The following is a 14,463-nucleotide window of genomic DNA, read 5'->3' as shown; positions in this document are numbered from 1 at the left end:
ATTGGCATGACCAGCAACAACCCGCAAACCCGTGAGTGGCAAGCCCTCAGCAGCGATCACCACCTGGCCCCGTTCAGCGACTTCAAGCAGCTGAAAGAAAAGGGTCCACGGATCATCACCAACGCCAAGGGCGTGTACCTGTGGGACAGCGAGGGCAACAAGATCCTCGACGGCATGGCGGGTCTGTGGTGTGTGGCGATCGGTTATGGACGCGATGAGCTGGCGGATGCTGCCGCCAAACAGATGCGCGAACTGCCTTACTACAACCTGTTCTTCCAGACCGCGCACCCGCCGGCGCTGGAACTGGCCAAGGCCATCGCCGACGTGGCGCCAGAAGGCATGAACCACGTGTTCTTCACCGGCTCCGGTTCCGAAGGCAACGACACCATGCTGCGCATGGTTCGCCACTACTGGGCGATCAAGGGCCAGCCGAACAAGAAAGTCATCATCAGCCGCAAGAACGGCTACCACGGTTCCACCGTGGCAGGCGCAAGCCTGGGCGGCATGACCTACATGCACGAACAGGGCGACCTGCCGATTCCGGGCATCGTCCACATCGCGCAGCCGTACTGGTTCGCCGAAGGCGGCGACATGACCCCGGAAGAGTTCGGGATCTGGGCGGCCAATCAGCTGGAAGAAAAGATTCTGGAAGTCGGCGTCGACAACGTCGGTGCCTTTATTGCCGAGCCGATCCAGGGCGCCGGCGGCGTGATCATTCCGCCAGACACCTACTGGCCGCGCATCAAGGAAATCCTCGCCAAGTACGACATCCTGTTCGTGGCCGATGAAGTGATCTGCGGTTTCGGCCGTACCGGCGAATGGTTCGGCAGTGATTTTTACGACCTCAAGCCACACATGATGACCATCGCCAAAGGCCTGACGTCCGGCTACATCCCGATGGGTGGACTGATCGTGCGCGACGAAGTGGTGGCGGTGCTCAACGAGGGCGGCGACTTCAACCACGGCTTCACCTACTCCGGTCACCCGGTAGCGGCGGCGGTGGGTCTGGAAAACATCCGGATTCTGCGCGAAGAGAAAATCATCGAACGCGCCCATGAAGAAACGGCACCGTATTTGCAGAAACGTCTGCGCGAACTGAACGATCACCCGTTGGTGGGTGAAGTGCGCGGAGTCGGTCTGCTGGGGGCCATCGAGCTGGTGCAGGACAAGGCCACTCGCAAGCGTTACGAAGGCAAGGGTGTGGGCATGATCTGCCGCCAGTTCTGCTTCGACAACGGGCTGATCATGCGTGCCGTGGGCGACACCATGATCATCGCGCCGCCGCTGGTGATCAGCAAGGCGGAGATCGATGAACTGGTTACAAAGGCACGCAAGTGCCTGGACCTGACCCTGAGTGCGTTGCAGGGCTAAGTGCTAGGCTCTGAGCGATGGAGCTGTTGCGCTGTCGCTCGGAGCTGTCAGAAAGGCTGGTCTTTTCTTGAAAGACCGCCTCGGATCTTGCCAGACTAGCCGCGGTTCCAGTTGTCCGGGTTCGGCCGCTGAACAAAGTGGTTCAAAAAAGAAAAATTTGGAGCATTAACGCATGAAGGCATTAGGCAAAAAGCTCGCTGGCAAGACTCTGCTCGCCATGTCCCTGATGGGCGTGATGGCGGGTGCGGTTCAGGCGGACGACAAGGTGTTGCACGTTTACAACTGGTCCGACTACATCGCGCCGGACACGGTTGCCAATTTCGAAAAAGAGACGGGCATCAAGGTCGTCTATGACGTTTTCGACAGCAACGAAACCCTGGAAGCCAAGCTGCTGGCCGGCAAATCCGGTTACGACATCGTGGTGCCTTCCAACAACTTCCTGGCCAAGCAGATCAAGGCCGGCGTTTATCAGGAACTGGACAAGTCCAAGCTGACGAACTGGAAGAACCTCGACGAAGACCTGCTCAAGGCCGTTGGCGACGCCAGCGACCCGGGCAACAAGCACGCGTTCCCGTACATGTGGGGTTCGATCGGCATCGGCTACAACCCGGCCAAGGTCAAGGCTGCACTGGGCATCGACAAGATCGATTCCTGGGACATCGTGTTCAAGCCTGAAAACATCGAGAAGCTGAAAAGCTGCGGTGTGAGCTTCCTCGACGCGCCGACCGAAATGATTCCCGCGGCTCTGCACTATCTGGGCAAGCCCACCAACAGCAAGGACAAGGCTGACCTGAAAGCCGCCGAAGACCTGTTCCTCAAGATCCGTCCTTCGGTGGCTTACTTCCACTCCTCGAAGTACATCTCGGACCTGGCCAACGGCAACATCTGCGTGGCGGTCGGCTACTCGGGTGACCTGGAACAATCCAAGACCCGCGCCAAGGAAGCCGGTGACAAGGTCAAACTGGCCTACACCATTCCGAAAGAAGGTGCCGGTACTTTCTACGACATGGTCGCCATTCCCAAGGATGCCGAAAACGTCGAAGCCGCCTACAAGTTCATGAACTACCTGCTCGAGCCGAAAGTGATGGCCGAAATCACCAACGCCGTGCGTTTCCCGAACGGCAACAAGGCGGCCACCGCCCTGGTGGACAAGGAAATCACCAGCGATCCGAGCATCTACCCTTCGGCTGAAGTGAAGAAGCAGCTCTATGCGATCAGCGATCTGGACGCACCTACCCTGCGCCTGATCACTCGCAGCTGGACCAAGATCAAATCCGGTAAATAAGCCGGTTTGAAGCAGTCACCGCTGGCCGTCGCCTTCATCTGGGCGGTCAGTGGTGCAATTAAATGACAGAAAGTTTTGCTGGAACGGTTTTTCGAAGGTAAGTTGCGCGCCGGTTTTGTTGCCGGGCAACCGTGACTGTCATGCAGCACGGGGCAACTTGGGCCCAACTAAATTAGAGGACCTCCACTTGCCTATTTTTTCTTCTTTGCGCAATGCCCTGCTGGCCGCTGCCGGCCTGACGTTCGCTGTCGGTGCCCAAGCCGCCGGTACTGTGCATATTTATAACTGGTCGGATTACATCGGCGAGACCACTCTGGCCGATTTCCAGAAAGAAACCGGGATCAAACCGGTCTACGACGTGTTCGATTCCAACGAAACCCTGGAAGGCAAACTGCTCGCCGGGCGTACCGGTTACGACGTGGTCGTGCCGTCGAACCACTTCCTCGGCAAGCAGATCAAGGCGGGCGCGTTCCAGAAGCTCGACAAGGCGCAACTGCCGAACTATTCCAACCTCGATCCGGTGCTGCTCAAGCGCCTGGAACAGAACGATCCGGGCAACCTGTACGCGGTGCCGTACCTGTGGGGCACCAACGGCATCGGCTACAACGTCGATAAAGTGAAAGCCGTGCTCGGCGTCGACAAGATCGACTCCTGGAGCGTGCTGTTCGAGCCGGAGAACATCAAGAAGCTGCACAGCTGCGGCGTGGCGTTCCTCGATTCGGCCGATGAAATGATGCCGACCGTGCTCAACTACATGGGCCTGAACGCCAACAGCACCAATCCCAAGGATTACGAGAAGGCCACGGCCAAACTGCTGGCGGTGCGTCCGTACGTAACCTACTTCCACTCCTCGAAATACATCGGCGATCTGGCCAACGGCGACATCTGCGTGGCCATCGGTTTCTCCGGCGACATCTTCCAGGCCAAGAATCGCGCCGAAGAAGCCAAGAAGGGCGTGAACATCGCCTACTCGATCCCGAAAGAGGGCGGCGCGCTGTGGTTCGACATGCTGGCGATTCCGAAGGATTCGGCCAACGTCAAAGAGGCCCACGCCTTCATCAACTATTTGCTGAAACCTGAGGTGATCGCCCAGGTCAGTGATTACGTCGGTTACGCCAACCCCAACCCGGGTTCGGACAAGCTGATGGAGCAGTCCATCCGCACCGACGAGTCGGTTTATCCACCGCAGGCCGTGCTCGACAAGACCTACGTGTCGATCGAGTTGCCGCCGAACATTCAGCGTTTGATGACCCGCAGCTGGACCAAGGTCAAGTCGGGTAAATAGCTTCAACGTACAAACTATCCTGGGTTCGTCTTGCGTGGGCGAACTGCACTCTTTTTTTCTGGGAGTTTTGTAAATGGCAGTTGCCTCCGGCGCCTATAAGAAAGCCCTCGAGGGCGACCAGACACCGAAACAGGTGCTGGTCAAAATCGACCGGGTCACGAAGAAGTTCGACGAGACGGTTGCCGTGGACGATGTGTCCCTGGAAATCAAGAAGGGCGAGATCTTCGCCCTGCTCGGCGGTTCGGGATCGGGCAAATCCACTCTGCTGCGGATGCTGGCAGGGTTCGAACGGCCCACGGAGGGGCGCATTTTCCTCGACGGCGTCGACATCACCGACATGCCGCCGTACGAGCGACCGATCAACATGATGTTCCAGTCCTACGCCCTGTTCCCGCACATGACCGTGGCGCAGAACATCGCGTTCGGCCTGCAACAGGACAAGATTCCCAAGGCCGAAATCGACGCCCGCGTGGCCGAGATGCTCAAGCTGGTGCAGATGAGCCAGTATGCCAAGCGCAAGCCGCACCAATTGTCCGGCGGCCAGCGTCAGCGTGTGGCGCTGGCGCGTTCTCTGGCCAAGCGGCCGAAGCTGTTGCTGCTCGACGAGCCGATGGGCGCACTGGACAAGAAACTGCGTTCGCAGATGCAGCTCGAGCTGGTTGAGATCATCGAGCGCGTAGGCGTGACCTGCGTGATGGTGACCCACGACCAGGAAGAGGCCATGACCATGGCCGAGCGCATCGCGATCATGCACCTGGGCTGGATCGCCCAGATCGGCAGCCCGATCGACATCTACGAAACCCCGACCAGCCGTCTGGTCTGCGAATTCATCGGCAACGTGAACATCTTCGAAGGCGAAGTGATCGACGACGCCGAAGGCCACGCGACCATCACCTGCAAGGACCTCGACCGGCAGATCTACGTCGGCCACGGCATCAGCACCTCGGTGCAGGACAAGTCCGTGACCTACGCGATCCGTCCGGAAAAACTGCTGGTCACCGCCGACCAGCCGACCTGCGAATACAACTGGTCGAGCGGCAAGGTGCATGACATCGCCTACCTCGGCGGTCACTCGGTGTTCTACGTCGAATTGCCGAGCGGCAAGCTGGTGCAGTCGTTCGTGGCCAACGCCGAACGCCGTGGCGCACGTCCGACCTGGGGCGATCAGGTTTACGTGTGGTGGGAAGACGACAGCGGCGTGGTACTTCGCTCATGAACATGCGCAAATTCAAACGCCGGCTCAATCGAATAATTCCCGGTGGCCGCCAGTTGGTCATCGGGGTTCCGTTCATCTGGCTGTTCCTGTTCTTCATGCTGCCGTTCTTCATCGTTTTGAAGATCAGCTTCGCCGAAGCGGACGTGGCCATCCCGCCGTACACCGAGATCTACACCTACGCCGAGCAGAAGCTGCAACTGCTGCTGAACCTGGGCAACTACGCGATGCTCGGCGACGACGAACTGTACATCGCCGCCTACCTCGGCTCGCTGAAGATGGCGTTTTTCAGCACGCTGCTGTGCCTGTTGATCGGTTACCCGATGGCCTACGCCATCGCCAGTGCCCGTAAAGAGCTGCAAACGGTGCTGGTGCTGCTGATCATGATGCCGACCTGGACCGCGATCCTGATCCGCGTCTATGCGTGGATGGGCATCCTCAGCAACAACGGCCTGCTCAACGGGTTCCTGATGAGCATGGGCTTGATCGACGAGCCGCTGCAGATCCTCAACACCAACCTCGCGGTGTACATCGGCGTCGTCTACTCGTACCTGCCGTTCATGATCCTGCCGCTGTACGCCAACCTGGTGAAGCACGACACCAGCCTGCTGGAGGCCGCTTCCGACCTGGGTTCGAGCACCTTCAACAGCTTCTGGAAAATCACCGTGCCGCTGTCCAAGAACGGCATTATCGCCGGCTGCATGCTGGTGTTCATCCCGGTGGTGGGCGAGTTCGTGATCCCGGAACTGCTGGGCGGTCCGGAAACCCTGATGATCGGTAAAGTGCTCTGGCAAGAGTTCTTCAACAACCGTGACTGGCCGGTGGCGTCCGCCCTGGCGGTCGTGATGCTGGCGATCCTGATCGTGCCGATCATCCTGTTCAACCGCAGTCAGGCCAAGGAAATGGAGGGTAAAGAATGAAGCGCTTCCGTTTCTCCAGCCTGATGCTGGTGCTCGGCCTGTTGTTCATCTATCTGCCGATGCTGATTCTGGTGATCTACTCGTTCAACGCCTCGAAACTGGTAACGGTGTGGGGCGGCTGGTCGGTGAAGTGGTACGTCGGCCTGCTCGACAACTCGCAACTGATGGGCTCGGTGGTGCGCTCGCTGGAAATCGCCTGCTACACCGCGATTGCCGCCGTGGCGCTGGGTACGCTGGCAGCCTTCGTGCTGACCCGCATCACCCGTTTCAAGGGCCGCACGCTGTTCGGCGGCCTGGTGACCGCGCCGCTGGTCATGCCTGAGGTGATTACCGGTCTGTCACTGTTGCTGCTGTTCGTGGCGATGGCGCAGATGATCGGCTGGCCGCAGGAGCGGGGCATCGTCACCATCTGGATCGCTCACACCACGTTCTGCGCGGCGTATGTGGCGGTCGTGGTGTCGGCGCGTCTGCGCGAGCTGGACCTGTCGATCGAAGAAGCGGCGATGGACCTCGGCGCGCGTCCGTGGAAGGTGTTCTTCCTGATCACCATCCCGATGATCGCGCCGTCGCTGGCAGCGGGCGGCATGATGTCGTTCGCGCTGTCGCTGGACGACCTGGTATTGGCGAGCTTCGTCTCCGGCCCGGGTTCGACGACCCTGCCGATGGAAGTGTTCTCGGCGGTGCGTCTGGGCGTGAAGCCTGAGATCAACGCCGTGGCCAGTCTGATTCTGCTGGCGGTGTCGCTGGTGACCTTCCTGGTCTGGTTCTTCAGCCGCCGTGCCGAAGAAGCTCGCAAGAAAGCGATTCAGCAGGCCATCGAAGAAGGCGCTGCGGATTCGTGGAAGCAACCGGACGTGCGCCGGGCGCCGACGCCGGAAGCGGCGTAAGCCTCCCGGTACAAAAAAACCTCGCGACCGATAACGGTCGCGAGGTTTTTTTATGCCCGTCAGGAAACCCAGGGCGACTGGCGAATCACTTCGACGAAGTTCATCGGCTTGAATCCCGGCGCTTGATCCTTCAACACATCGGTCTTCACATTGCCGAACGTCGTCTGCGGGCGATGACGCAAGCCATCGGCGAACGCGCAGATGATGCACTCCTTGAAACCTTCGCCCCGTGGATGCGCATGCACCACCGCCTCGCGCTGCACCGTGGTGAACGCCGCGTAGTCCATGCCCAGCACGTCCATCTCGACGCCTGCGGTCACCAGCGCCACGGTCGGGCGCAGATGCTTCGGCACCCCCGGCGTGGTGTGCAGGGCGATCGACAACCAGACCTGCTCGATGTCGTCATCGCTCAACCCGTACGGCTTGAGAAACGCGGCGGCTGCGTTGGCGCCATCGACTTCGAAGCGCTCGTCATCGCTGCGGTGACCTTCGACCAGACCCAGGTCGTGGAACATCGCGCCGACGTACAGCAGTTCCGGATCGTAGGCCAGTTGCTGGCGCTCACCGCTCAAGGCGCCGAACAGAAATACCCGGCGCGAGTGGTGGTAAAGCAGGTCGGATTCGATGTCGCGGATGTACTCGGTGGTGGCCCGGGCGAGGGCGCTGTCGGGGATCCGGATACCGGCGATGGTCGTGGTCATGTTGAGCTTCCTCGTCGAAAACGCCGTCGCGGCGCTGATGGGGAAAGTCTGTTCCCGGGGGCAAAACCGGACAATCGATCCATGGCTGCGATCCTTGCCATTCCACCTGCAAATCGTGCCAGCTCGCTTCTGCGGCGAGGATTGGCTAGGGTTGGCGCTGATCCGCCATTCCCCGGGAGCCGACATCGCCATGAACAGAACCGTCGCCATCGTGGTGTTCCCCGGCGTGCAGGCGCTGGACGTCAGCGGGCCGATGGATGTGTTCGCCGAGGCCAACCGCTTCCTGGCGCCGGAGGATCATTACCGGCTCGACGTGATCGGTGTCGAGCGCGGGTCGATGGCGTGTTCCAACGGGCTGACCCTGAGTGCTCACCAGTATTTCAGCGAAGCGCAGGAGGCTTATGACTTGCTGCTGGTGGCGGGTGGGCCGCAATTGCCGTTTCTGGATTTCGGCGAGACGTTTGATGCCTGGCTGTGTGAGGCCTGTGGGAGGGCGCGGCGATTCGGCTCGATCTGCAACGGCGCGTTCATGCTCGCCCGTGCAGGATTGCTGGACGGGCGTACGGTCACCACCCACTGGAACGACGCCGAAGCGCTGGCGCAGTTGTGCCCGTCGAGCCGGGTCGAGGCCGATCGGTTGTACGTCGAGGATGGCCAGCTCTACACCTCGGCGGGGGTGACGGCGGGGATCGATCTGTCGCTGTACCTGCTGGCGCGAGATTACGGGGCCGAGGTGGCGCTGAGCGTGGCCAAGCGGCTGGTGGTGTTCACCCAGCGCTCGGGCGGGCAGTCGCAGTTCAGCCCGTTCCTTACGTCTCATGCCGAACCGACGTCAGCGGTGGCGATGGTGCAGCTGTATGTGCTGGCCAATCTCACGGGCGACCTGACCATCGCCGATCTGGCGAACGCGGCGAACATGAGTGCGCGAAATTTCTCTCGGGTGTTTGCCCGCGAAGCGAAAGTCACCCCGGCGGAATTCGTCGAGCGGGCGCGGGTGGATGCGGCACGGGTGATGCTCGAAAGCACCACGGCGCCGCTGAAGACTGTGGCGTATCAGTGCGGGTTTCGCGATGCGCAACACATGCGCAGCGTGTTCAACCGGCGGCTGGGGGTGACGCCGCAGCAGTTTCGGTTGAATTTTGCGGCAATGGTTTGAGCGGCGCCTATTGAGCCGCTCGCGCCGGCAACAGCTTCAGCGTACTCCGCGTATTCGCCGTCACCTCTTCCTCACTGAAATGCGCCTGCACATACATCCCGTCCACATACGCTTCCGCCTGATCGTCATAGTGACTGTCGAACGGCACGCCGCTCTGGCCGACCGGGTTGATGGTCAGGCTGTGAGCCGGATCGGCGAAGTCCACCAGCCGACGGGTCGACGGGCCGTAGGTCACCGGCCACGGCGCGGGGCCGATCTTCGCCGAGAGGTTGTTCGGCACTTCATGTGAGCCCGGTGCGGCGAACGGACCGACGTTGAAAATGCGGTCCAGCGGTTTCTGCTGACCCAGCGGATGACCATGGGTGAGCGTGTGCGCCTTGCCCCATTGCCAGCCGGAAGCGTCGTCGCCGAGGGTCGACTTCAGGTGCGCCATGCTCGCTTGCCACGCGGCGCGCACGGTGTCGACGCGGGTCTCCTTGTTCGGCGTGCTGCGGTTGTCCCACCACGGTGAATCAGCATTCGCCGCGAGCCTAGGAAGGGCTGCATCGATCACTCGGGTCGACAGCAGGGTTTCGAAGAAATCATTGCCCAGCTCATCGCGCATTGTCGCGTAGGCGAGGTCGTAGAGGAACTGGTTGAACACCGTCGCACTGACCGAATCCAGCGGATAGTCGCCTTGCCATTGGGCCAATTGTTCGATCAGCTTCTGCTCGGCGGGATTGCCCGCCACTTCACGCAGTACCGGCAGCAACGGCGCCAGCAGACGCGGGCCATAACCGGTGGTGGTGCCCAGTTGCAGTTTCTGGTTGGCCTCGTTGTCCCACTTCACGCTCTTGTCGGCGAGCTGGCGGTTGAGCTGCTGGCCACGGTCGGCGAGGTTGTAGTAACCGGGAATCTCCATGCCGGTCGGCGACACGGGCTGGAAGTTGGCCGAGACGATATAGCCCCGCGCCGGGTTCTCCTCCTGCGGGTTGGCGCTGAACGGGAAGTAGCCGTCCTTGTCCGCCTGATTGCTGTTGCCGTCGAGAATGAAGCCAGGCTTCACCCCGGCCGGCCGCTTGGGCAATAGCGCCGAGGCCCACCAGGCGATATCGCCCTTGGCGTTGGCATAAACGATGTTCAGCCCCGGCGCCTGCACCTTGGCGGCTGCGGCACGAGCCTTGGCCAAGGTGTCGGCGCGGTTAAGCTGGTAGAAACCTTCGAGGATCGGGTTCGGTGTTTCGAGGAACGCCCACCACATCGCAATCGGAGTTTTCCCTGCGGCTGTACCGAGGGCGTCGTTGACGATCGGCCCGTGGGGCGACTGGCGCAGGGTTATGGTCACCGGCGTCTGGCCTTTCACGGCGATCTGCTGCTCGGTCTTGACCATGTCGGTCCACTGGCCGCGATACCAGACCTGATCCGGGTTGTCCGGATTGACCTTCTCGGCGATCAGGTCCAGATCATCGTTCTGAAACATGGTCAGGCTCCAGCCGAAATCCAGGTTGTGGCCGAGAAACGCAAACGGCACCAGCGCCTGATGATGGCCGTAGAGTTCAAAACCCGGCGCCGACAGCTGCGCCTCGTACCACACCGACGGCACCGAAAAACGAATGTGCGGATCGCCCGCCAGCAACGGCTTGGTGCTCTTGCTGTGGCTGCCGGCGATCACCCAGGCGTTGCTGCCTTCGAACTGCGGCAGACCGTTGTCGATCAATGCCTGTTCGCTGACGCGGGCGAGGGTGTTCAGGTCTTTCCAGTCTTCGGCGGCGAGGGCCGGTGCGCTGCTGGCGTGACCTTTGGCGAGCACGCCCTTGGGCTGCCAGTCGAGGTCGAAGACGTTGAGGTAATCGGCGCCCAGTTGATCGCGCACGTAGGTCAGCAACGGTTCGGTGCGAAACGCGGCGGCAAAGCTGTAGGCCATGTAGCCGGCGACGCTGATGCTGTCCTCGGCGGTGAACGGCCGCTTGGGGATGCCCAGCACGTCGAACTCGACAGGGGCGGCGTGCGAGTCCTGATATTGATTGATGCCGTCCAGATAGGCTTGCAGGGCCTTCCACGCTGGTGACTGCTTGTCGAGGCCGGCCACGTAACTGGCGGCCCGCTCGCGGATGCGCAGGCTGCGGAACAGCTTGTCGGTGTCGAGCAGTTTCGGCCCGAGCACTTCGGCCAGTTCGCCCCGGGCCAGGCGACGCATGGCTTCCATCTGAAACAGGCGATCCTGGGCGTGCACATAGCCGAGGGCGCGGTAGAGGTCGGTCTCGTTTTCGGCACGGATGTGCGGCACACCGCGCTCGTCGTAACGCACGGTCACCGAGCCTTGCAGGTTGCGCAACTCCACTTGGCCCTGACGCGTCGGTTGCTTGCTGTAGACATACCACCCGCCGGCGGCGAGCAGGACAACGATGAGCAAGGCAAGAACGGTGAAGACGCGTTTCATGGTGACTCCTTGTGCATTCGGGGTTGCCGCCCGTGCGGGCTGCAAACAATTAGCACACGCCTCGTGTGCTGCGCATCGCCGTCCTTGAAATGTCCGGAATGCCTTACTTCTTCTCGGCCGGCCACGGGCAGTAACAACCGACCGCCAGCGTATGAGTCGCATTGACCGGACGATCATCACTCAAGGCTTGCAGGATCGGTTCGATAAAACTGTTGCTGGAGTTGCACGTCAGGCCTTCGCTGTAGGGGCCGAAGTACGCCAGTCTGCCGCTGCGGTCCCAGATCGCCACGGCCGGGCTGGCGGGAATCTGTTCGGAGCCGGGCAGGACCGTGATGGTTTTGAGATTGCTGAGGGTTGCCGGCAACTGGCCGTGGCTGCCGGCCTTCTGCACCGCAAAGAACTCCACGCCCTTGGGGCCGAACTGTTCGACCATCTCGCTCAGGTGCTGTTGATTGCCGACGTTGCACGGGCAGGCGGGATCCCAAAAGTGCACCAGACGGATATTGCCGGGGCCGGCGAGGTCGTCGGGCAGGCGCAACGGGTCGCCGGAAAACACAGCGGTGTGTTCGCTGAACGCCCGCAGGTAGCGGCCCTGAAACCAGTCGTACGCGGCCCACAGCACGCCGGCACACACGATGGCGAGCAGGCTGGCAAACAGTGCGGTGCGGTAGGGCGAACGCATGGTTTTGATTCCTTGAGAGCGCGCTAGCTTGCCATGCTTGCCGCGACAGATGAATATCGCAGGCCGATAAAGTCCGTTTACCGTTCTGGAATTGCCCATGTCTGTTGCCTTCGATCCCGATCATCTGCGTGCGAGCCTCAAGCCTTTGGCCGAGTGGCAGCCGTTGTCCGAGGAGGCGAAGGCGTATCAGCGGTTCTACAAGACTGACTTTCCGGAGCGCGATGTCTGGCGTGGGATGGGCCGGTTCGACATCGATGGCTATCAACTGGTCAGTCATTGCTGGTGGCCGGCAGAAACCGCCAGGGCCACGCTGTTTCTGGTGCACGGTTTTTATGATCACACCGGTCTTTACCGGCATGTGATCGAGTGGGCGCTGGATCAGGGCTTCGCGGTGATTGCCTGCGATCTGCCGGGGCATGGTCTGTCCAGCGGCGAGCGGGCGAGCATCCGCGACTTCTCCGAGTATCAGGATGCGCTGCAAGGCCTGTTCGCCGAGGCGCGCTCGATTGCCCTGCCGCAGCCGTGGCACTTGTGCGGGCAAAGCACCGGCGGGGCGATCATTGTCGATCACGTGCTCAACCATGGTGAAAACAGCCCGGCGCAGGGACAGTTGATTCTGCTGGCGCCGTTGGTGCGTCCGCGTGCCTGGGGCTGGTCGCAGTTCAGTTATTACCTGCTGCGGCCCTTTGTCAGGGGCATCGCCCGACGTTTCAGCGAGAACTCCAACGATCCGGATTTCCTGCCGTTCCTGCAGGCCGATCCGTTGCAGCCCAAACGCTTGCCGACTGCCTGGGTCGGGGCGTTGTCACGCTGGATCAACCGGGTCGAATACGCGAAGAAAAGTTCACGCCGGCCACTGATCGTTCAGGGCCAGGCGGACATGACCGTGGACTGGCAGCACAACCTGCAAGTGATGAAGTGGAAGTTCGACCGGCCGCAGATTCTGTTGCTGGCCGAGGCGCGGCATCACCTGGCCAACGAGACGGCGGAAATGCGCGAGGAGTATTTCGAGTTCCTGAGCAAGCGGATCAAGGGCCGCAACCCCTAGATCACTGACTGAGGTTCGAGGTGCTCTGGCCGACGGCCAGCCCTGCGCGAATCGCGGCCAGCGCGGCCTGATAGTAGGCTTTGCCTTCGGTGGATTCGGCAAAGGTCGCGAACTCTTCCAGTTCTTCATCCGACAGATCGCGATAAACGTACAGCAGCGTGTTGTTCAGGTCGGCACCGATCTGATCCATCAGGCGCTGGCGTTGACCATTCAACATGCCTTGGGCCTGACCGCCGCCGAGCAGGCCGGGGATCATCGAGCTCAGGCTGTCCGCCGCCACGCCGGCAATCGCCAGGCTGACTTCGGCACCGGCTTCACGGGCGGGCAGGGCCTGGGCGAGGTGGCCGATGATCAGCAAACGACTGTCGCTGGCCGGCATCTTCGGCAGGCCCTTGGCGTTCTTTGCCAATTGATCGCGACGGGTCGCCAGCAGTTCGGCGGCGACGATCTTCTTGCCCAGCGGTGACTGAAAGAACGACAGGGCCGGTTGCGGATCGGCGAGGTTCTTGCGCAGCTGCGCTTCGGCGCGTTGATCCACGGCCTGGGGGGCGAAGCGCTGGTTGCTGTTATTCACCAGCGCCTGAAACACCGCCGGCGGCAGGCTGTTCTGGTAACGCTGCTGCGCGGCACTCAGGGCGTCGTTGAAATGCGCGCGTTGTTCTGGCCAGCCGGCGACCTTGTACAACTGGTCATGGCCGTCCGCCCAGGCGGGCAAAACGCAGAACATCAACAGTGAAAAAAGCAAACGGCGCATAAGGACTCCTGTCGGCAGCCGACTATTCTCCGTGCGGTGCCAGTACTTGTCGAGAATTCGTATCAAGCCGCCGCGTGGCTCTGTCGGATTTCTTGCCGCAGGCATACTATGCGCGCCATGCAAATATCCTCTGATCACCCGCTGCTGTTACGTATCGTCGACGACCTGGCCGAGCGCGGCTGGTCGCAGCAGAACATTTTCCTGCCTGCGGATTTGACCCGCGCACTGGCGGCCGAGTGCCGCAAACGTGACGCCGAAGGTGAACTGGCGCCGGCGGGGGTCGGACGTGGCCCGTTTTCGGAGATCCGCGAGGGGATTCGTGGCGACCATATTCAGTGGATCGACCCCGGTCAGGCCGAGGCCAGTGACCGCTACCTGAACCTGATGGACAGCTTGCGCGAAGCGCTCAACCGGGGCCTGTTCCTCGGGCTTGAAGACTTCGAGTGCCACTTCGCCCTGTACCCGCCGGGTGCGTTCTACCGCAAGCACGTCGACCGTTTCCGCGACGATGACCGGCGCATGGTCTCGGCGGTGATCTACCTCAATGACGGCTGGCTGCCGGAGGATGGCGGGCAACTGCGCATGTACCTGGAGAATGAGCGTGTTCACGACGTACAGCCTACAGGCGGGTGTCTGGTGGTGTTTCTCTCCGGCGAAGTCCCTCATGAAGTGTTGCCGGCCAATCGCGAGCGGCTGTCGCTGACAGGCTGGTTCCGCCGCCGTGGCAACGAGCCGTTCTGAG

Annotated in this window: 13 protein-coding genes; 9 read left to right on the top strand and 4 right to left on the bottom strand. The window is 61.4% G+C overall.

The features are described from left to right. The first annotated feature begins 6 nt into the window (after positions 1-6). The 6 genes from CAF74_RS14070 to CAF74_RS14045 all read left to right on the top strand — a co-directional run bounded on the left by CAF74_RS14070 (position 7) and on the right by CAF74_RS14045 (position 6,961). Positions 7-1,371 (top strand): aspartate aminotransferase family protein, encoded by a 1,365-nt coding sequence (locus CAF74_RS14070; RefSeq protein ID WP_039765388.1) that lies wholly within the window; start codon positions 7-9, stop codon positions 1,369-1,371. Positions 1,372-1,543: 172 nt separating this feature from the next. Further along, a complete protein-coding gene (locus CAF74_RS14065; protein WP_085746731.1) occupies positions 1,544-2,656 on the top strand; it encodes a polyamine ABC transporter substrate-binding protein in 1,113 nt (370 codons plus the stop codon). 187 nt (positions 2,657-2,843) lie between these two features. Beyond that, positions 2,844-3,941: a polyamine ABC transporter substrate-binding protein gene (locus CAF74_RS14060; RefSeq protein ID WP_041475453.1), complete on the top strand. Its 1,098-nt coding sequence runs from the start codon at positions 2,844-2,846 to the stop codon at positions 3,939-3,941. Between the two features lie 73 nt (positions 3,942-4,014). After that, positions 4,015-5,157, top strand: coding sequence for an ABC transporter ATP-binding protein (locus CAF74_RS14055; protein ID WP_007953506.1), 1,143 nt, complete (start codon positions 4,015-4,017; stop codon positions 5,155-5,157). A gap of 35 nt (positions 5,158-5,192) precedes the next feature. Continuing rightward, positions 5,193-6,074, top strand: coding sequence for an ABC transporter permease subunit (locus CAF74_RS14050; RefSeq protein WP_170844921.1), 882 nt, complete (start codon positions 5,193-5,195; stop codon positions 6,072-6,074). Next, the gene (locus tag CAF74_RS14045) at positions 6,071-6,961 is read left to right on the top strand and encodes an ABC transporter permease subunit (RefSeq protein WP_007953503.1); all 891 of its coding nucleotides are present in this window, start codon (positions 6,071-6,073) and stop codon (positions 6,959-6,961) included. The genes CAF74_RS14050 and CAF74_RS14045 overlap by 4 nt, the downstream gene beginning before the upstream one ends. A 59-nt stretch (positions 6,962-7,020) precedes the next feature. On the opposite strand, the gene CAF74_RS14040 is transcribed toward CAF74_RS14045, so the two are convergent. Continuing rightward, positions 7,021-7,662: an HD domain-containing protein gene (locus CAF74_RS14040; RefSeq protein WP_039765393.1), complete on the bottom strand. Its 642-nt coding sequence runs from the start codon at positions 7,660-7,662 to the stop codon at positions 7,021-7,023. 190 nt (positions 7,663-7,852) lie between these two features. Here CAF74_RS14040 and CAF74_RS14035 point away from each other — a divergent pair, with 190 nt between their 5' ends. Next, positions 7,853-8,818, top strand: a complete 966-nt coding sequence (locus tag CAF74_RS14035; RefSeq protein WP_085746827.1) for a GlxA family transcriptional regulator — start codon at positions 7,853-7,855, stop codon at positions 8,816-8,818. Between the two features lie 7 nt (positions 8,819-8,825). Here the strand turns inward: CAF74_RS14035 and CAF74_RS14030 are convergent, their stop codons facing one another. Both CAF74_RS14030 and CAF74_RS14025 read right to left on the bottom strand, forming a co-directional pair. Then, the gene (locus tag CAF74_RS14030) at positions 8,826-11,237 is read right to left on the bottom strand and encodes a penicillin acylase family protein (RefSeq protein ID WP_085746730.1); all 2,412 of its coding nucleotides are present in this window, start codon (positions 11,235-11,237) and stop codon (positions 8,826-8,828) included. A 103-nt stretch (positions 11,238-11,340) separates the two neighbouring features. Continuing rightward, on the bottom strand, positions 11,341-11,919 hold the full coding sequence (locus CAF74_RS14025; protein WP_085746729.1) for a DUF6436 domain-containing protein: 579 nt from the start codon (positions 11,917-11,919) through the stop codon (positions 11,341-11,343). 97 nt (positions 11,920-12,016) lie between these two features. Here CAF74_RS14025 and CAF74_RS14020 point away from each other — a divergent pair, with 97 nt between their 5' ends. Continuing rightward, positions 12,017-12,967, top strand: a complete 951-nt coding sequence (locus CAF74_RS14020) for an alpha/beta hydrolase (protein ID WP_085746728.1) — start codon at positions 12,017-12,019, stop codon at positions 12,965-12,967. Between the two features lies 1 nt (position 12,968). On the opposite strand, the gene CAF74_RS14015 is transcribed toward CAF74_RS14020, so the two are convergent. Beyond that, a complete protein-coding gene (locus CAF74_RS14015) occupies positions 12,969-13,721 on the bottom strand; it encodes a DUF2059 domain-containing protein (protein ID WP_011336435.1) in 753 nt (250 codons plus the stop codon). 108 nt (positions 13,722-13,829) lie between these two features. Between CAF74_RS14015 and CAF74_RS14010 the strand changes: the two genes are divergently transcribed. Then, positions 13,830-14,462, top strand: coding sequence for a 2OG-Fe(II) oxygenase (locus CAF74_RS14010; RefSeq protein ID WP_085746727.1), 633 nt, complete (start codon positions 13,830-13,832; stop codon positions 14,460-14,462). Position 14,463 lies beyond the last annotated feature (1 nt).

Origin of the sequence: Pseudomonas sp. R45(2017) (genome assembly GCF_002112305.1) — a bacterium.
Classification (GTDB): domain Bacteria; phylum Pseudomonadota; class Gammaproteobacteria; order Pseudomonadales; family Pseudomonadaceae; genus Aquipseudomonas; species Aquipseudomonas paraglycinae.
Note: the sequence above shows the minus strand (reverse complement) of the source record. Positions and strands in the feature narration are given on the sequence as shown.